This window comes from Sagittula sp. NFXS13, assembly GCF_040148795.1.
Classification (GTDB): Bacteria; Pseudomonadota; Alphaproteobacteria; order Rhodobacterales; family Rhodobacteraceae; genus Sagittula; species Sagittula marina.
The window spans coordinates 23805-40437 of the sequence record NZ_JAGEMH010000016.1; the positions used below are offsets into that span (position 1 = coordinate 23805).

Consider the following 16633-nt stretch of genomic DNA (forward strand, 5'->3'; position numbering starts at 1 on the left):
ATTGGGGCTGTGTGCCACGGCTCGTGTTACTTGGTCTTTACCCGAATGGCGGGTTTGTCCGGATGCAATCTACACGCCATTGGCGGGCAGTTTCGGTGAAGTACTCATGTGTATTTCAACACGTATTTCGCGAACGCAAAACGGATCGCCCACGCTGACGATAAAGCCATGCGCGAGTCAGTCGATCATGAACAGCTCCAGCTCAACAAAAGCGTCGGCCATGCGTGACGTGAAAATGCAAAGGAAAGTGCCGGTGTTCAGCCAGTCATATTCGGGGCTGCCGGTTTCGAACGTTGGAATGCTACGTCCCGCGAAGGTGTCCGTCTGCCACGACACAGGCTCGCACTGGCCTCGGTTGACGACGGTCGCGTAAGCGCCGTCGCCCAAGTTAAGGACGTAGCGCGCCTCCACTTCTGCAATGCCGCCCTCGGACAGCCAGGCCCAGTCGTAGCCTCCGGGCAGGATGGTCGCGTTCAGGTCCGGACCGCGAAGGGTGCCGCCCGTGATCGGCACGCAGGCGCGTATCCGGCCATGAAGGGTGCCGACGATCAAGGGTTCTGCGATGGTGACGTGCAGCTTTCCCACAGATCGGTACATCGATGCAGCGGTCATGCTTCACCTTTGATCGAACGAAAAGCGGGGGCCAAGGGGGCGGTGCCCCAAAGGCGGTCGCAGAGTTCCGCGAAGGCAAGAGTTGTACGGTCGGCGTAAAGGTCGCCGATGATCTGGATCCCTGCGGGCAGTCCGTTGGGTGTCCGAGGCAGGGGGCGCACGGTCGCGGGAAGATGCGAAACGGTGGCGACGCCGGGCCATAACAGGTTCTCGATATACGGTAGCGCTGTATCGCCCACTTGCAATGTGCGGCGCATTTGAGGTGTTACGCCGTAGCCGTCGCCGGTCTGATGCGCAAATGCTTGTCCCATCGCGACAGGAGCAAGTAGCACATCGTAATCGGCAAAAAAGCTATGCCATTTGCAGATCTGGCGGGCTTGGCCTTCCAAAAGCGGGCCCATATCGGCAAAAGAGGTGCGCAGCGCGCGCCCGATTGTGGCAGCGTGGGGGTGGTCGGTCAGGTCGCGGGTCGCGTCACGAAATGCCGCGACGTCTTCGTCAGACATGCCGGAACCGATCACTGCGAAAAGCAGCCTGAAATAGAGGTCACTGTCTGGATCGACGGGTGCCGGCGGGCCGTCCAGCCGATCGACATTTGCCCCGGCGTGTTCCAGATCCTCAACGAATTCCGACAACGCGGCGCGGTACGCGGGGTCGAGCGGAAAGCCGTCCAGCCATACTGCGACACGCGTTGCGTCGATCCGGTCCGGGGCGGCGTGCGGAAGGTGCAGACGCCAGCCGCGCACAGTAGGGTCATCGGCTCCCGAAAGCACATCCATCGCCAGCGATAAATCAGCGGCACTGCGCGCCAATGGGCCACAGACCGACAGGGGCGGGGGCGTCAACGCACCGGGCCCGGGCGGCACGTGCCCGCGCGCCGACACGATGCCGTAACTGGGTTTGTGCCCGTAGACACCGCAATAATGTGCCGGCACGCGGATTGACCCGCCAATGTCGCTGCCGATTTCCAACGGGGTCAGGCCCGCCGCCAAGGCAGCGGCCGACCCACCCGAGGATCCCCCGGCAGAGCGATCGGTGTCCCAAGGATTGCGCGTCAGGCCGAAGATCGGATTGTCGGTCTGATGGTCCGAGGCCGCAAGTGGCACGTTCGTCTTGCCAAAGATCACGGCACCTGCCGCCTTTAGCCTTGCTATGGCGTCGGCGTCTCGGTCAGGGCGGTTATGCTCCAGATCGGGGATGCCTGCGGTCGTCGTAAAACCCGTTGCGTCAAAGCAGTCCTTGACGGTCATCGGCAGGCCTGTCAGCGGCCCGGTAATCTGGCCGTTATCCGCCGCGCGGGCGGTATCGCGCGCCGTCTGGGTGTCCAACTGTACGACTGCGTTGACCGTACCACCGACGTCGGCGATCCGTTTCAGTTGGGCGTCCAGCAACTCCTCGCTGCCGATGTCGCGCGCGCGCAACGCAGCGAGAGTCTGTGTCGCGGTCCAGCCGTGGATCGGTCCTTGGGGTGTTTTGGTCATGGTTTGGCCTTTCGTTTGAAAGCGGCGGTCAGGTCGAGCATCGCGGGCCACAGGCCTCGGGGGGCCACAAGCAGCACGACAACTGCCAGACTGCCGATTACGATCCAGTAGGTGCCTCCCGAAAGGCCCGCGTTTGTCATAGCCTCACGGATTGCGATGAACAGAATTGTTCCAAGAATAGGGCCGGTGAGCGTGCCTATTCCGCCGATCACGGTGACGAACATCATCGCAATCAGCCAGTTCATCTGAAATGCATCAGCAGGTGCGATATAGAGCGCATTGATATAATATGCGGCCCCGGCGGCTGCGCAGCCCATGGCGCTGAGGGCGAAGACGAACAGGTGCATCCGGCGCACGTTTACCCCTGAAGCCTCCGCTGCATCGGGGTTGTCGCGCATCCCCAGCAGGGCCAGGCCACGGTCGGAGGTGAGAAACATCCGCAGGCTCACAACAATCGCCACCAGTCCGAATGCCAGCAAAAAGAACACGATGCGTTCGGGATTGCTGGTCATGCTTTGCCCGCCGGGCCGCAGGATCACCCCAGCCGAGCCGCCGGTCCAGGACCATTTCAGCACGAGCGCCGCGACGATCTCTGCAGCAACCCACATTCCCACGGCGAAATAGGCGTGTTTGAGGTGGAAAACGACCATTCCAAGCGGGATCGCTGCGGCCCCGGCGACAAGGGGGACAACAGAGAGCCAGACCCAGATCGATACGTCGGAATTATTCGAGGCGAGGAACAGAGCGTATCCCCCCAGCCCGACGAACACTTGATGGCCAAGCGAAATCTGCCCGGCGTAGCCTGCCAGCAGGTTCCACATCTGCGCGAGGATCATGATCACGATCACTTCGCTCAGCAAATAAAGCATCCCTGCATCGAAGGTCAGAGCCGCAACAGCCGCCGCAGCAGCGCCTATGCTCATGAGCAAGAAAGACACCAAACGCGGGCTCATGAAAGCCGTCCTGACATTGCGCGCATCACTAGGATCGCAAAGAAAACCAGGTGTACGTAAAGCAGGCCCGCATTGCTGTCCCACCATGCGCTGGCGACTTGCGTGACGCCGAGCAGAACCCCAGCCGCGAAAGCCCCACGCGTCGAGCCAAGCCCACCCAGAACGACCACTTCGAACGCAATCAGCAGATAGGATACGCCCGAGTAGGGCGACACGCTGGCGCGCATGGCCAACAGGATCCCGGCAAGCGCTGCCAAACCGGCAGCAAGGGCTGCGACCTTGATATGTACGCGTGCGACGCGGATCCCCATCAATGCGGCAATGTCGGGGCGGTCCGACAGGGCGCGGACCTCCCTCCCGAACTGGGTGTGGCGGATCACCGAAGCCAAACCGCCAAAGACGATGACAGCGATGCCCAACGTCACCACAGGCAGCGCGCCGATCGTGACGGGACCGAGTTGCAGGCTGACCTGCGCCAAACCTCCGACGTTCAGCCCGCGCAGGTCCGCACCTGCGCTTTCGACCAGCAGGTTGCGTAGGATCACGGCGATGCCGAATGTTACCAGCATCGGTACCATTGGATCGCGAAATGCCATCGCGCGTTCGACGAAAGCGACCTGAAGCAACCCGCCTAGGGCCGCACAGGCCGTGCAGGCCAGCACGACAACCGCGACCAGCGGCAAGGACGGTGCAAGGGCAGTAGCGCCTACGGCGATGAAGGCACCGATCGTTATCAATTCTCCGTGGGACAGGTTTACGACGCGCAGCACCCCGAAGGTAAGCGCCAGGCCCGCGCCGATGACGCCGTAAAGGCCGCCCAGCGTAATGCCTTGCAGGATCAGTTCAAACATTGCGGTCATGCGGTCTCTCCGAAAAATGCGGCGCTGATGGAGGCGGCGTCGACCGCGGCGGCGGGGCGGTCCAGCGTCACACGGCCCTGGAACATACAGGCGACACGGTTCGAGATCGCCTGTGCGCGGGCCACATCCTGATCCACGACAACAAGCGCGATCCCTTCGGCCTGAACGAGCTTCAGGGCATTATAGACTTCCCCGGTGACCAGTGGTGACAATCCAAGGGAGATTTCATCGCACAAAAGAATGCGCGGGTTCGCGGCCAAGGCGCGCCCGATGGCCACCATTTGCTGCTGGCCGCCAGACAACGATCCGGGAGATTGCTGGCGTTTGTCGCGCAGGATCGGGAACAGATCGTAAAGCGCGGAGAGGGACCATCTGCCCTGTCGTGCGCCGGCTCCGATCATCAGGTTCTCCTCGACTGTCAGGCTGTCGAACAGCAGGCGACCCTCCGGGACCAGCGCCAGACCGGCGGCCGCCGCTGCGCGCGGATTGCCATGGGGCAGGGTGCGGCCGTCTATCCGCACCGCGCCACGTGACGGTATCATCAGCCCGCATAGCAAACGCATCAACGTGGTCTTGCCCGCGCCGTTCGCGCCGGCAAGCGCCAGAGTTTCGCCAGCGCTCAGGGTCAGATCGACGCCGTGAAGGGCGGCCATCTGGCCGTAGGATGCGTTGATGTCGGTCAGGTCAAGCAGCGGCATGGTCGTTGACACCCATGTAGATGGATTGCAGGCGTTCGTCCTTCCACACGGTCGCAAAGTCGCCATCGAGGATCTTTTCGCCCTTGTCGAGCACGACCAGACGGTCGCAGGTTTCACGCAACGCGAATGGAATGTGTTCCACCCACAGCACCGCGCGGTCGCGGCGCAACGATTTTACGAGTGTCACCATCGTCTCTATCTCTGGTTGGGTCAGGCCTGCCGCGATTTCATCCAGCAGCAACAGACGCGGACGCGCGGCCAGAGCTTTGGCCAGTTCCAACCGCTTGCGGCTTAGAAGGCCGAGTTGACCTGCCAGTGCGTCCGCTTGATCGTCAAGGCCGCAGAGGTTCAGGACTTCGTCTACCCAGACCGACGCGTGCTTGCGGCGCAGTCCGGCACCGAAGACGGCGGGAAGGCGCAAATTTTCGCGCACCGTCAGCCGCGCGAAGGTCTGCGGGATTTGCGCTGCCCGAGCGATGCCGCAGCGAACGCGGTCGGGTAGCGGCATCCGTGTGATGTCTCGACTCTCCAGATTCATCGCGCCCTCGGAGACGGGGAGGGAGCCTACGATCATCGCCAGCAGCGTGCTTTTGCCTGCGCCGTTGGGGCCGATGACGCCGACGCTTTCCCCAAGGTTCAGAGTCAGATCGACCCCAGACACGGCGGAGAAGGAACCGAACCGTTTGCTGACCCTGCGGGCCTGAAAGAGCGGCGCGTCCATCACAGGGACAAAGGCACAATGTCGGCGTCAGTGGGGATTTGCGGCATTGTCGCGTTGTTAACGACCTTCAGATCATAGGCGTACGGCCCGTCGCTCCGCCGCCACTGGCCGCCGACGAGACCGGTGATCGCGACACTTTTGACAGGGCTGGTCGCAAAGTCCACCGGGCCCACGATCGTATCGACCGACAGGCTGCCGATCGCCTGCGCCAGACTGTCTGGATCCAGCGGATCATCTGCGCGCGCCAGTGCCGCAAGACCCACTTCCCAAAGCGCATGACCATAGCCCAGCGGTTGCGTCCATTGCGCGCCTGTGTCGTCTTCCCATGCGGACGCCAGCGCACGCGCGTTTTGTGTGGTGATCGAGCTTTCGAACGGGAAGTCCGGCGTCCACCAGACCTCTGTCAGCAGGCCGTCGCCCCTGTCCCCCAGTGCCTCGACCGCGCTGGAGAACAGGAATGCCGCGGCCATGCCGCAGGCCTTGGGAGAGAGGCCGGCCTGGGCGACCTGGTTCCAGAAGGGGACAAAGTGGCTGTCGTACATGAAGCCTGACAGCACTTCGGCCTCTGCGGCGCGAAATTGCGCGACCTGGTTGGAGAAGTCGTTGGTGGTGATCTGGAAAGGGCCGGCTGGTACTTCTGCATAACCACGCGATTGCAACATGACAGGCAACCCCATTTCGGGATGCATCAGCCCCTGACCAGCGGGATTGTCCAGAAACAGCGTGCCTGCCGTCTTGTTGGTCTGCACCATGTCGAACATGTTGACAAAGTTCGTCAGCACCGCGTCAGACCCGGCAAAAAAGTGGAACGTGTAGGGAAAGCCCGTGTCGGGGCGTCCGCCGCGCGGGAAGAAGATGCCTTGCCACGGGACCATCGTCGAAATGGTCGGTACGCGGCGGGTGTCAGCCAGTTCCCCCACGGCCATCGCCGCGTCACCGTCCTGCACGAGGATCAGGTTGCAGCGTTCGCGCAGCACCAGATCGCTGGCCACACTGGCCGATACGGAGGCCTGGGACTGGTTGTCGCGGATCACCAGGTCGACGTCGTAGGTCGTACCGTTCAGGGTCAGCCCGTTCTCAAGATGCTTTTGCATCCGTTCGATTGTCCAGCTTTCGGTGGCCCCGAAATTTGCGCGCACGCCGGACAAGGATCCAGCATAGCCGATCTTGATCGTTTTGCTGGCTGCGCTTGCAAGGCGGGGCGCGCACAAAGCTGCGCTCGTGGCGGCGGTGCCAGCCAGAAACCGGCGGCGCGTGGGGGTGCTGAACGTATTCGTCATGATGTTTCTCCCTGATCCGGTTTATGTGACCGGTGGAAACAATGTGACCAATGTTATTTTTCTGTCAAGAATCTTTTCCAAACCCTCGTCAAACGTCTCGGGGAGCGATATGTCGAAAGATATGCAAAAGGGATTAGATCACGTGCCAGCCTCGCAGGGGTCATCGAAAAAGACCGAAAATAGAAAGACTTACCACTATGCGCAGCTAAAGGAGGCGCTGATCGAAACCGCGTTGCGCCTGACCTCAGAGCGTGATGGCCCGGTCTTTTCCTTGCGCGAACTTGCGACGGCGCTCGGCGTTAGCCATACTGCGGTGTATCGTCACTTCGCCGACAAGGACGCCCTTTTGGAGGAAATGACGCAGATGGGATTCGCGGAAATGGCCGCAGCACAGGTCACCGCCCAATCAAAGGCCGGTCCCGCGCCGTTGATGCAGTTGCGGGCACTTTGTGCGGCCTACATTCGGTTTGCCGTCGATTATCCCGGATATTTCACGCTGATGTTCAATTCGCGTTTGGGATCGCCCGTTGCTTCTTCGGCGCGGGATTCACACAACAGTGGCGCGCTTAAGGTGCTGATTGATGCGATCCGCGCCTGTCAGGTGTCGAAAGACATTGTCGATGGTGACCCCGAGCGTCTGGCCGCCTATCTCGTCCTCGCGCCGCACGGCATGTGCAGTTACATTGCATCGGGCCACATTCCGGGTTTTATTGCGCGCCAGCAAGAAGGGCTGAACGATGCCGCTGACTGGATGGCGCAAGTCGGGATCGAGCCGTTTTTGATTCAGCGGAGAAGCCCGGATGCCTTTGCGCGGCTGTTTTTTTCTAAGGACTGAGGTTTCAGTCGTTCAGATCGTCTAACAGGGCGTTAAGCTGATCCAGCATGGGGCTTTGGAAGACAACTTGAAGAAACTTGATGGATACCTTGCCCGCTTTCGCGAACATGCTATTCGAAATCGTACTGCGGGTCAGGACACAGACGGCGGCGGGGTACGGTTCCAGAAGATATCGCCGTTCTACAGGTCGATAATTTGCGATGTGGCGCGCGGCACAGAAGACGATATCGACGTCGCGCTTTTCGCGCGCAACATGCGTGGCGCGGCGCGATCAGCGTCCGAACGGCTCAGACGCTGATTTTCGATAGTCTTGTTTAATCTTGTACCCTTCGCTGTGGGTTGCGATCTGGTTAAATTCCAAGAAGGTCTGCCGCGCCATTGCAAAACCGGCATTGGGGGGCGGCCGCCTAGGTGGCGGCCAGACCAGCGTCGATGGCGGACAGTATCGTATCGATATGGGAATCCTCGACAATCAGCGAGGGTGATAAGATTACGTTATTTCCCGACACGCGCAGCATGACACCTTTGGCATAAGCCGTTTCGTAGATCACCTTGATCGCCTTTTTATCAAGCGGTGTCTTGGCGGCGCGGTCGGAAACCAGTTCCAGCGCGCACATCAGCCCGTACCCGCCGCGCACATCGCCGACGATTTCGTGGCGATCCATCAAGCCGAGCAGGCCGTCGTGCAGCTGTGTGCCGCGTGCGGAGGCATTTCCGATCACGTTCAGGCGTTCCGTTTCGGCCAGACAGGCGATGGACGCCGCAGCTCCGATCGGATGACCGGAATATGTATACCCCGATCCGATCGACGCCTTGCCGCTCTTGTCGGACTCGAACGTCTCGGCGATCTGGTCCGACAGCATCACCGCACCGATCGGAAAGAACCCGTTGCTCAGTGCCTTGGCGATACACATCATGTCGGGTTTCACACCCCACAGGCGCGATCCGGACCAGGCCCCGGTCCGTCCAAAGGCCGTCACCACCTCGTCGGCGATCAGCAAAATGCCATGCTTGTCGCAGATTTGGCGTACGCCTGGCATGAAGCTTGGGTGCGGCGGGATGACACCGCCCGCGCCCAATATCGGTTCCATGATAAAGGCGGCAATTGTATCGACCCCTTGGAACGCGATCTCGTCCTCGATGGCGGCTAGACATAGCTGTGCCAGCCGGGCAGGGTCGGTTTCATCGAAGGGGTTTCTGTAAGTGTACGGTGCCGGCGTGTGAAAACAACCTGGCATCAGTGGTTCATAGGCGGATCGGAAATTGGCGTTCCCGTTTACGGATGCTCCCAATGTATGGGTACCATGATATCCTTTCTTGAGGCTGAGAAACTTGGCGCGCCCCGCCTCTCCGCGCAGCTTGTGATACTGTCTTGCAAGCCGCAATGCGACTTCCACGCTGTCTGAGCCACCGGAAGTATAGAAGGCACGGGTAAGACCGTCGGGGGCGAAGAACTTCTGTAGCAGATAAGACAGCTCAATCGCCACGTCGGTCGTCGTGCCGCGAAAGATCGTGTAGTAGGGCAGGCTGTCAAGCTGATCTTTCATCGCTTGTTTTACAGGGTCACAGGAATATCCCAAGTTTACATTCCACAGCCCGCCCGCACTGTCGAGCATGCGGTGTCCGTCGACGTCGGTGATATGAACGCCCTCTGCCGAGGTGATGATTGCCGGCGCGTTGGCCTGCATGTCTCCGGGATGTGCCATGGGATGCCACAGGTGACGTGCGTTTTGTGCGTGCAGAAAATTTGAATCTTTCATCTCAGGCTTTCTTGGTCTCTTGGGTGGGGATCTCGTTGGCCCAAATGGCCGCAAGGTCGGGCGGCACAGTGCCGCCAAGTGATATCGTGACCCGCGTGGCTGCCGCGCACAGCCGGTCACGAAACGACCCGAGCTGCTTTTCGGTGCCGCGAACCCCGGGCACAGCGACGGACAGCGCCCCGATGACAGAGCCCGACGGGCCGAACAACGGGGCAGCCTGGCTTGCCACCTCTGTGTCAAAGCCACCCGCAGCGCGCGCAAAGCCCGCGGCGCGGATCAGGCTTAGTCTGTCGCGCAGGGCCTGCGGGTCAGTGATCGTAAGTGCGGTGTGCGCTTTCAATGGGCCGGACAGAATTCGCTTGCTGAATGCCTCGTCAGAATAGGCAAGTACGGCCAGACCCGACGCAGTTGCATGAAGCGGCTGCAATTCGGCCTCGTCAAAGGAAACCTGCGTGCCGTGTTTTGCGGGATCAGCGTGAAAGACAGGGGAAAGGATGTTGCCCTGCAGCATGGAGGCATGCACCAATTCACCCAGATCATCGGCCAGTTGTGTCACCAGCGGTCGTAGTACCGCGCGGGTCGGGAACGTCGTTTCGCGCACGCTTGTCAGGCGCAGGATTGCGGGGCCCAGACTGTAAGCGCGGGTCACCGGGTTCTGCTCAAGAAAACCGTTTTGCTCCAGCTCGACAAGATGGCGGTGAAGCGTGGCCTTGTCGCGCGCTGTCAGACGCACGAATTCACCTAATCCGATGGACGGGCGGCTACGTGAGAAAAAGCTCAGTAATTGCAACGCTTTTGTGATCGTTCCCATCGCGGTCTCTGCTGTTGGTGTCAGTTTATCGGCCGTGGCCATACCAAACTATTGACAGACTCCCTTGGGCAGTACAACATAATTTGCAACCAAAGGTTCGAATAATGAACCAGCCAGCAGTGGAGAGACCATGACCTACCTGACCCTACCGTTCGCGGCCTTGATGGCCGTTCTTCCAGTTGCGGCATTTGCCGAATACCCCGAACAGCCCGTCGAATTCGTCGTTCCGTTTCCTCCGGGTGACCTCGAGGACGTATTGACACGAATGATCGCGGACGAATTTCAATCCGAGTACGGTGTCGCTGCAGCAGTGGTGAACAAGCCCGGCGGCGGCGGCGGTCCGTTCCCCGGCGCGGCGCAAGTCGCATCTGCACCGGCAGACGGCTACACGATCGGGTCCTTCGTTATCGACATCCCGTTGGTCGGCCCAGACATCGGCATCCCAGCACTTTCCCCCAATCCGTTCGAACCCATTGGGGTCTTTCTGACCTACCCTTTCGTGATCGCCACTGCGGGCGATGCGCCCTATTCAACGATGGAGGAACTGGCCGCGTATGCCGCCGAGAACGATGTCTTCCTTGGTCATTTCGGCACTTTCGCCGTGCCGACACAGGTGACTTTTGCGCTGGCGGCAGAGATGGGATTTGAATTCGGCGCAGAGGCCGCGTTCGACGCGCTTGACTGTAATTCCCTGGCATCCGGGGACGTGGACGTGATGAACACGACCCTTCAACAGATCCGGCCCTGTCTTGACGACCTGAAAATCCTTGCCTCGGTCGGCAGTGAACGCACCGCGCTGACGCCCAACACCCCCACGGTGGCCGAGATCGCGCCGGATCTGGACATTGCCTTGTGGAACGGATTGTTCGTCCACACCGATACACCTCAGGACGTCCGCGACAAGATTGCCGTGGTGGCAGAAAGGGTGATGGCCTCCGGCGAGGCCAGGCAGCTGTCCGAGGAAACAGGTGCCTTGATTTATTGGCAGGATGCCGAAACCGCGACCAAACAGATCCAACGGGATAGTGAAACGCTGGTCCGTGTGCTGGAAGCCCTTCCCGCAGAATGATCGTATAACCCCCGGCCTGTTTGGTCGGGGGAATTTCGTGGGGAAACGCAAAGACCATGACCCAGACGCTTCAGGATCTTTTCAAGCGCTATCGGCGACCGGGCGATCTGCTCTTCGCGGTGGTATTCTTTTTATTCAGTCTTTTTCTGCTGGTGAACCTACCGTGGCAGACGACCTGGGTCACGCGGACCGGACTGGTGGCGCAACCTGCCTTTTGGCCTGCGACATCTATCGGTGTCATGGTTCTGTTCAGCGGCCTGCACCTATTGGGTGCGCTGGTATCAGTCCGGATTCCCGGCCGGCTAGCTGAGGTACTTTATTGGGTGAAGTCAACAGAATATGCGCTGTGGTTCATTGGGTATGTCCTGATCTTTCCGTTCGTAGGCTACCTGCCGACAACACTGATCCTGTGCGTCATCCTGACCCTACGGCTGGGCTACCGTGGCTGGCGGTGGGTCGGCGCGTCGGCGCTTTTCGGGGGGGCTGTTGTCTTCGTGTTCAAAGGATTGCTTGGCGTGCATATTCCTGGCGCGGCGCTTTACCGTCTGATCGAAAACGATAGCTTGCGCAGCTTCGCGCTGACCTACCTCTAAAGGACCAGACCGCGTGGATACCTATATTTCAGGGCTGCAAATGCTGGCCCATTTCGACATCATGATCGCGCTTCTGGTGGGGTCTGTCGGCGGGGTCATCATCGGCGCGATCCCCGGCGTCGGTCCGCCTGTTGCCATTGCGATCTTGTTGCCCGCAACCTTTGCCATGCCGCCGTTGGTCGGGCTGACGCTGCTGTTGGGGATCTACGGGTCTTCGATGTTTGGCGGCGCGTTGCCTGCGATCCTGATCAACACTCCGGGCACCGCGGTCAACGCGCTGACCACTTACGACGGCTATCCGATGGCGCGCGACGGCAATCCCCTGCGCGCATTGGGGCTGGCGTATGGTGCGTCGTTCGTGTCGGCGATCCTGTCGATTGTTGCGCTCATCCTCCTCTCACCGCTGCTGGCGCGCATTGCACCAATGTTCGGCAGCCGAGAAATCTTCCTCGCGGCATTGCTGGGCATCGTGCTTGTGGTGCTTGCCCATCGTGGACAAACCTTTTCCGCAGCGATGCTGGCGGGCCTTGGCGTTTTTCTGGGGACCGTAGGTTTGGAGCCGGTGAAGTACACCCAGCGGTTCACCTTCGGGACCGACATTCTGTCTTCCGGCTTCGATTTAATCGTTGTGGTGATGGGTCTTTTCGCGCTCAGCCAGGCGTTTACTCTGATGGCCGACCCTGAAACGGCGCCCGACACCAAACCGCTGAACGGCAGCATGTTCCGCGCCATGCTTGAAGTCTTTCGTTTCAAGCGCCTGGCGGCGGCTGGATCCGGCTTTGGCGTGTTGATGGGGATGATACCGGGTGTCGGGGAATTCACCGCACAGTTTCTATCTTACACCTATGCGCAAAAGACGTCGAAGGCGCCTGAAATGTTCGGCAATGGCAGCCCCGAAGGCCTGGTCGCATCCGAATCGGCCAACAACGCGGTACCCGCAGCCGCGATGATCCCACTACTGGCGCTTGGCATCCCCGGAGAAGCGCTTACAGCGATGATGCTGTCGGTATTCTATGTCCACAATGTCGTGCCGGGGCCGGGGCTGTTCCAGAACCAGCTTGATCTGGTGTATGCGCTTTATACCGCACTGATCATACTTAACGTCATCGTGGTGATCTTCATGATCTTCGCCTCGAACTGGCTGTTGCAGATCATCCGCGTGCCGACGCGGTTTCTGGGCCTTGCGATCCTGATCCTGTCTTTCGTGGGCGTCTACACCCTGCGCAATTCAGTTGGTGACTGCGTCATCGCGGCAGGGTTCGGGCTTTTGGGTGTGGTGCTTAAACGACAGAACCTGCCGGTGGTTCCGATCATCCTTGGTATGGTGCTGGGCGGAATCATGGAGACAAAACTGCGCTCGGCCATGGGGCGCGTACGCACGCCGCTTGATTTCGTGGACCGGCCGATCGCCGCGATCATCGCCATAGCCATCTTCTTGCTGGTCGTGACCCACATCTGGGGCGTCTTACGTGAACGCCGCAAGGGTCTGAGCGAAGACCAGCACGATCATGACATGCACGATACGCAACAAAGGTAATAACATGCTTGACCAGACAACTCTTGACCGTTTGCGGTCGGCCTCGGTAGCGGAAGGCCACCACTTGGTGGACGGTGCATGGATTGCGGCCTCCGACGGGGGCCGGATGGAGGTCATCTCTCCGCTTGACGGTACAATACTGACCACGATTGCAGCTGGCACGACACAAGACGCCAATTCCGCCTGCGCCGCCGCACGCCGCGCCTTTGACGACGGGCGCTGGTCGGGGTTGGCACCATCTGCCCGCAAGGCGGTCCTGCTCAAGTGGGCCGCCCTGATCGAGGCGCACGCCGAGGAGCTGTCCGTGTTGGGCGTGCGCGACAACGGCACAGAAATCGCCATGGCGCTCAAGGCCGAACCCGGATCGGCGGCTGCAACGATCCGTTACTATGCCGAGGCCATCGACAAACACTATGGCCAGATTGCCCCAACGGCCCACGGTACGCTGGGCCTGATCCATCCGGAACCGGTTGGCGTCGTCGCTGCCATCGTGCCATGGAACTTTCCCCTGATGATCGGTGCGTGGAAGCTGGGTCCGGCGCTCGCGGCGGGGTGCACTGTCGTTCTGAAACCGGCAGAGACCGCGTCCCTCTCGCTCATCCGTCTTGCCCAGTTGGGGCAGGAGGCGGGACTGCCTGATGGCGTATTGAACCTGGTAACCGGCGCGGGTGCGGTGGTGGGCGAGGCGCTTTCGCTGTCGCAGGACGTGGATGTGGTGACTTTCACCGGATCGGGATCTGTCGGACGTCGCTTGATGCACAACGCAGCGGCATCGAACCTGAAGCGGGTCTATCTTGAACTAGGGGGCAAGTCCCCGAATATCGTTTTTGCCGACGCGCCGGATTTGAACGAAGCGGCAACGGTGTCCGCCGCAGGCATTTTCCGCAACTCAGGCCAGGTCTGTGTTGCCGGCAGTCGTCTATTGGTGGAGCGGTCGATCCATGATTCATTTGTCGATAAACTTGAACGGCATGCACGCACGACAGTGGTCGGCGACCCGCTCGACCCCGCGACGCAAGCCGGTGCAATCAACAGCCTCAGACAGCTGGAACAAAACCTCTCTTTTGTCGAAGAGGCGCGCCTCGCGGGCCGGACCGTGCTTGGCGGAAGTCGTATCCTGACCGAGACGGGCGGCTACTTTATGGAGCCAACGATCGTGACCGGTGTCAATCCCGCCGACCGTCTGGCGCAAGAAGAAGTATTTGGTCCTGTTCTGGCCGTTATCGCCTTTGACACGGAAGAAGAAGCAATTGCCATCGCCAATGGAACAAAGTTTGGTTTGGCATCTGGCGTCTGGACCGCTGATCTATCGCGCGCGCACCGTATGGTGTCGCGCATCCGCGCGGGTGTGGTACATGTAAACACCTACGGTGGCGCCGATCTGACCGTGCCACTGGGCGGTGTTGGCCAATCCGGCAACGGTCACGACAAGTCGCTGCATGCGCTGGACAAGTTCCTGAACCTCAAAACCGCGTGGATAAAGCTATGACCGCCGTGGCCCCCACGATCCTGCTTGTCGGGACCTTCGACACCAAGAACGACGAATTGGACTACGTGGCAAAGGTGATCCGTGAGCAGGGCGGGCACGTGCTCAGCATGGATGTCAGCGTACTGGGTGATCCTGGCGGTCCGACCGACATCTCCAAACACGAAGTGGCAGAGGCGGCGGGAAGCGATATCGAAACCGTAATCGCAGGCGGCGGCGAGAACTGTGCGATGCAGATCATGGCGCGCGGGGCTGCGGCGCTGACCGTCAAGCTGCACCATGCCGGCCGCATCAACGGCGTGCTGGTGCTGGGTGGAACCATGGGAACGGACCTTGCGCTTGACGTGTGCAACGCGCTGCCGCTGGGGGTACCGAAATACATTGTCTCGACGGTGTCGTTCTCCTCGATGATTCCGGCAGAGCGATTGCCAGCGGACATCCAAATGATCCTGTGGGCTGGCGGGCTTTACGGGTTGAATTCCGTCTGCCGCGCATCCCTGAGTCAGGCATCAGGGGCCGTACTGGGGGCGGCGCGCGCCGTCGAACGCCCCGAACGGTCGCGGCCTTTGATCGGCATGACGTCCTTTGGCAAATCGGCGCTGCGGTATATGGTGCCGCTCAAGCCCGCGCTGGAGGAACGCGGCTTTGACGTTGCCGTCTTTCATGCAACAGGCATGGGGGGGCGTGCCTTCGAAAGCCTTGCGTCGCAAGGTGCGTTTGCCTGCGTTTTCGACTTCGCCACGCAAGAAGTCACCAACCACCTCTTTGGTTCCAGCGTGACGGCAGGGGACAGCCGCCTCACTGCCGCGGGCCGTGCGGGCACGCCGCAGATCGTCGCCCCCGGCTGCTACGATCTAGTCGATCTGGTAGGCTGGCAGCCCGTGCCTGAACCGCTTGCGGACCTGCCGTCGCACGCCCACAATCGTCTGCTGACTTCGGTCGTACTTGATACGGACCGCCGCCGTGCCACCGCCCGGTGCCACTGCGAGAAACTGGCGCAGGCGACCGGCCCGACAGCACTTATTCTACCTCTTGGCGGATGCGGCGAATGGGACCGGCCCGGCGGTGATTTGCATGATGCAGCAGGTCTTGCGGCCTTCATGAACCAGATGCGTGCCTGCGCGCCCGACTGCGCGAAGGTCCATCCGATCGACGCCCATATCAACGATCCTGCCTTTGCCGACGCCGCACTTGCGATTTTCGATGGCTGGCTGGCGGACGGGACAGTCGAAAGGCCCACGCCATGACAAAGGCTCTTGTTCTTGACTTTGGTGGCGTAATCTCTCGCACGCTGTTCGAAACCCATGATTTGACTGAAGAGGCGCTTGGGCTTGCTTGTGGCACGCTGACTTGGCGCGGTCCGTTCGATCCCGACGGCGATCCGCTGTGGCGACGGATGCAGGACCAGGAAATCACCGAACGGGACTACTGGCACCAGCGAATGACCCAGGTCGGCGCGCTGGTGGGCGAAAGCTGGACCGAGTTTCCACAGTTCGTCGGCCGCGTGCGTGGTGCGGACCCCGCCGCGGTCATACGGCCCGAAGCGCTGGCAGCCATTGCGCGCGCAAAAAGCGCAGGCTGCAAATTGGCGATCCTGTCCAACGAGCTGGACCTTTTCTATGGTGCGGGATTTCGCGACAAACTGCCGTTTCTAGTCGACTTCGATGTGATAATCGACGCGACCTACACCGGGGTTCTGAAGCCGGATCCGCGCGCCTATGCCTTTGTCACCGATGCGCTGGACCTGCCTGCGGCAGACTGTGTTTTTGTCGATGACCAGATGAAGAACATCAAAGGCGGTGCGGCCGCAGGCATGGATTGCGTGGCATTCGACGTAACCGAACCCAGCAGCAGCTATGTCGAAGCCTTGGCAAAGCTGGGGGTATAGCGACAGTTTTTCAGTTGCCTGAAGGTGCTTCGGTGAGCGGATACCTTGC

Annotated in this window: 16 protein-coding genes; 7 read left to right on the forward strand and 9 right to left on the reverse strand. The window is 60.6% G+C overall.

From position 1 onward, the window contains the following. Positions 1 to 177: 177 nt before the first annotated feature. The 7 genes from J4E08_RS20505 to J4E08_RS20535 are packed head-to-tail and all read right to left on the reverse strand — an operon-like array spanning position 178 to position 6605. On the reverse strand, positions 178 to 612 hold the full coding sequence (locus J4E08_RS20505) for a DUF3237 domain-containing protein (protein ID WP_349540068.1): 435 nt from the start codon (positions 610 to 612) through the stop codon (positions 178 to 180). Further along, positions 609 to 2093: an amidase family protein gene (locus J4E08_RS20510; RefSeq protein ID WP_349540069.1), complete on the reverse strand. Its 1485-nt coding sequence runs from the start codon at positions 2091 to 2093 to the stop codon at positions 609 to 611. Before J4E08_RS20510 ends, J4E08_RS20505 begins: the two co-directional genes overlap by 4 nt. After that, positions 2090 to 3046, reverse strand: a complete 957-nt coding sequence (locus J4E08_RS20515) for a branched-chain amino acid ABC transporter permease (RefSeq protein ID WP_349540070.1) — start codon at positions 3044 to 3046, stop codon at positions 2090 to 2092. Before J4E08_RS20515 ends, J4E08_RS20510 begins: the two co-directional genes overlap by 4 nt. Then, positions 3043 to 3906: a branched-chain amino acid ABC transporter permease gene (locus J4E08_RS20520; RefSeq protein WP_349540071.1), complete on the reverse strand. Its 864-nt coding sequence runs from the start codon at positions 3904 to 3906 to the stop codon at positions 3043 to 3045. The genes J4E08_RS20515 and J4E08_RS20520 overlap by 4 nt, the downstream gene beginning before the upstream one ends. After that, the gene (locus J4E08_RS20525; RefSeq protein ID WP_349540072.1) at positions 3903 to 4604 is read right to left on the reverse strand and encodes an ABC transporter ATP-binding protein; all 702 of its coding nucleotides are present in this window, start codon (positions 4602 to 4604) and stop codon (positions 3903 to 3905) included. The genes J4E08_RS20520 and J4E08_RS20525 overlap by 4 nt, the downstream gene beginning before the upstream one ends. Then, positions 4591 to 5325 (reverse strand): ABC transporter ATP-binding protein, encoded by a 735-nt coding sequence (locus tag J4E08_RS20530; protein WP_349540073.1) that lies wholly within the window; start codon positions 5323 to 5325, stop codon positions 4591 to 4593. The genes J4E08_RS20525 and J4E08_RS20530 overlap by 14 nt, the downstream gene beginning before the upstream one ends. Continuing rightward, positions 5325 to 6605 (reverse strand): ABC transporter substrate-binding protein, encoded by a 1281-nt coding sequence (locus J4E08_RS20535; RefSeq protein ID WP_349540074.1) that lies wholly within the window; start codon positions 6603 to 6605, stop codon positions 5325 to 5327. The genes J4E08_RS20530 and J4E08_RS20535 overlap by 1 nt, the downstream gene beginning before the upstream one ends. Here J4E08_RS20535 and J4E08_RS20540 point away from each other — a divergent pair. Further along, on the forward strand, positions 6604 to 7440 hold the full coding sequence (locus J4E08_RS20540; RefSeq protein ID WP_349540075.1) for a TetR/AcrR family transcriptional regulator: 837 nt from the start codon (positions 6604 to 6606) through the stop codon (positions 7438 to 7440). The genes J4E08_RS20535 and J4E08_RS20540 overlap by 2 nt on opposite strands. A 407-nt stretch (positions 7441 to 7847) precedes the next feature. On the opposite strand, the gene J4E08_RS20545 is transcribed toward J4E08_RS20540, so the two are convergent. Then, positions 7848 to 9200, reverse strand: coding sequence for an aminotransferase class III-fold pyridoxal phosphate-dependent enzyme (locus tag J4E08_RS20545; protein ID WP_349540076.1), 1353 nt, complete (start codon positions 9198 to 9200; stop codon positions 7848 to 7850). Position 9201: 1 nt separating this feature from the next. Next, entirely contained in the window at positions 9202 to 10011 is an 810-nt protein-coding gene (locus J4E08_RS20550; RefSeq protein ID WP_349540077.1) for an IclR family transcriptional regulator, read from the reverse strand. 130 nt (positions 10012 to 10141) lie between these two features. On the opposite strand from J4E08_RS20550, the gene J4E08_RS20555 reads away from it, so the two are divergent. From J4E08_RS20555 to J4E08_RS20580, 6 genes are read left to right on the forward strand one after another with little or no spacing between them, the layout of a single operon-like run. After that, positions 10142 to 11080 (forward strand): tripartite tricarboxylate transporter substrate binding protein, encoded by a 939-nt coding sequence (locus J4E08_RS20555; RefSeq protein ID WP_349540078.1) that lies wholly within the window; start codon positions 10142 to 10144, stop codon positions 11078 to 11080. 56 nt (positions 11081 to 11136) lie between these two features. Then, positions 11137 to 11673 (forward strand): tripartite tricarboxylate transporter TctB family protein, encoded by a 537-nt coding sequence (locus J4E08_RS20560; RefSeq protein ID WP_349540079.1) that lies wholly within the window; start codon positions 11137 to 11139, stop codon positions 11671 to 11673. A 40-nt stretch (positions 11674 to 11713) separates the two neighbouring features. Continuing rightward, positions 11714 to 13210 carry a tripartite tricarboxylate transporter permease gene (locus tag J4E08_RS20565; RefSeq protein ID WP_502949306.1) on the forward strand — a complete coding sequence of 499 codons (1497 nt, stop codon included), beginning with the start codon at positions 11714 to 11716 and terminating at the stop codon, positions 13208 to 13210. A gap of 4 nt (positions 13211 to 13214) precedes the next feature. Next, positions 13215 to 14699: an aldehyde dehydrogenase gene (locus tag J4E08_RS20570; protein WP_349540081.1), complete on the forward strand. Its 1485-nt coding sequence runs from the start codon at positions 13215 to 13217 to the stop codon at positions 14697 to 14699. Further along, complete coding sequence (locus J4E08_RS20575; RefSeq protein ID WP_349540082.1) at positions 14696 to 15943, forward strand: Tm-1-like ATP-binding domain-containing protein; 1248 nt, start codon at positions 14696 to 14698, stop codon at positions 15941 to 15943. Before J4E08_RS20570 ends, J4E08_RS20575 begins: the two co-directional genes overlap by 4 nt. Then, a complete protein-coding gene (locus tag J4E08_RS20580; RefSeq protein ID WP_349540083.1) occupies positions 15940 to 16584 on the forward strand; it encodes an HAD family hydrolase in 645 nt (214 codons plus the stop codon). Before J4E08_RS20575 ends, J4E08_RS20580 begins: the two co-directional genes overlap by 4 nt. Positions 16585 to 16633 lie beyond the last annotated feature (49 nt).

Bases quoted from the DNA above. Each gene is read 5' to 3' on its own strand.
- J4E08_RS20505 (WP_349540068.1), bottom strand. From the start codon at position 612: ATGACCGCTGCATCGATGTACCGATCTGTGGGAAAGCTGCACGTCACC.
- J4E08_RS20510 (WP_349540069.1), bottom strand. From the start codon at position 2,093: ATGACCAAAACACCCCAAGGACCGATCCACGGCTGGACCGCGACACAG.
- J4E08_RS20515 (WP_349540070.1), bottom strand. From the start codon at position 3,046: ATGAGCCCGCGTTTGGTGTCTTTCTTGCTCATGAGCATAGGCGCTGCT.
- J4E08_RS20520 (WP_349540071.1), bottom strand. From the start codon at position 3,906: ATGACCGCAATGTTTGAACTGATCCTGCAAGGCATTACGCTGGGCGGC.
- J4E08_RS20525 (WP_349540072.1), bottom strand. From the start codon at position 4,604: ATGCCGCTGCTTGACCTGACCGACATCAACGCATCCTACGGCCAGATG.
- J4E08_RS20530 (WP_349540073.1), bottom strand. From the start codon at position 5,325: ATGGACGCGCCGCTCTTTCAGGCCCGCAGGGTCAGCAAACGGTTCGGT.
- J4E08_RS20540 (WP_349540075.1), top strand. From the start codon at position 6,604: ATGATGTTTCTCCCTGATCCGGTTTATGTGACCGGTGGAAACAATGTG.
- J4E08_RS20535 (WP_349540074.1), bottom strand. From the start codon at position 6,605: ATGACGAATACGTTCAGCACCCCCACGCGCCGCCGGTTTCTGGCTGGC.
- J4E08_RS20545 (WP_349540076.1), bottom strand. From the start codon at position 9,200: ATGAAAGATTCAAATTTTCTGCACGCACAAAACGCACGTCACCTGTGG.
- J4E08_RS20550 (WP_349540077.1), bottom strand. From the start codon at position 10,011: ATGGGAACGATCACAAAAGCGTTGCAATTACTGAGCTTTTTCTCACGT.
- J4E08_RS20555 (WP_349540078.1), top strand. From the start codon at position 10,142: ATGACCTACCTGACCCTACCGTTCGCGGCCTTGATGGCCGTTCTTCCA.
- J4E08_RS20560 (WP_349540079.1), top strand. From the start codon at position 11,137: ATGACCCAGACGCTTCAGGATCTTTTCAAGCGCTATCGGCGACCGGGC.
- J4E08_RS20565 (WP_502949306.1), top strand. From the start codon at position 11,714: ATGCTGGCCCATTTCGACATCATGATCGCGCTTCTGGTGGGGTCTGTC.
- J4E08_RS20570 (WP_349540081.1), top strand. From the start codon at position 13,215: ATGCTTGACCAGACAACTCTTGACCGTTTGCGGTCGGCCTCGGTAGCG.
- J4E08_RS20575 (WP_349540082.1), top strand. From the start codon at position 14,696: ATGACCGCCGTGGCCCCCACGATCCTGCTTGTCGGGACCTTCGACACC.
- J4E08_RS20580 (WP_349540083.1), top strand. From the start codon at position 15,940: ATGACAAAGGCTCTTGTTCTTGACTTTGGTGGCGTAATCTCTCGCACG.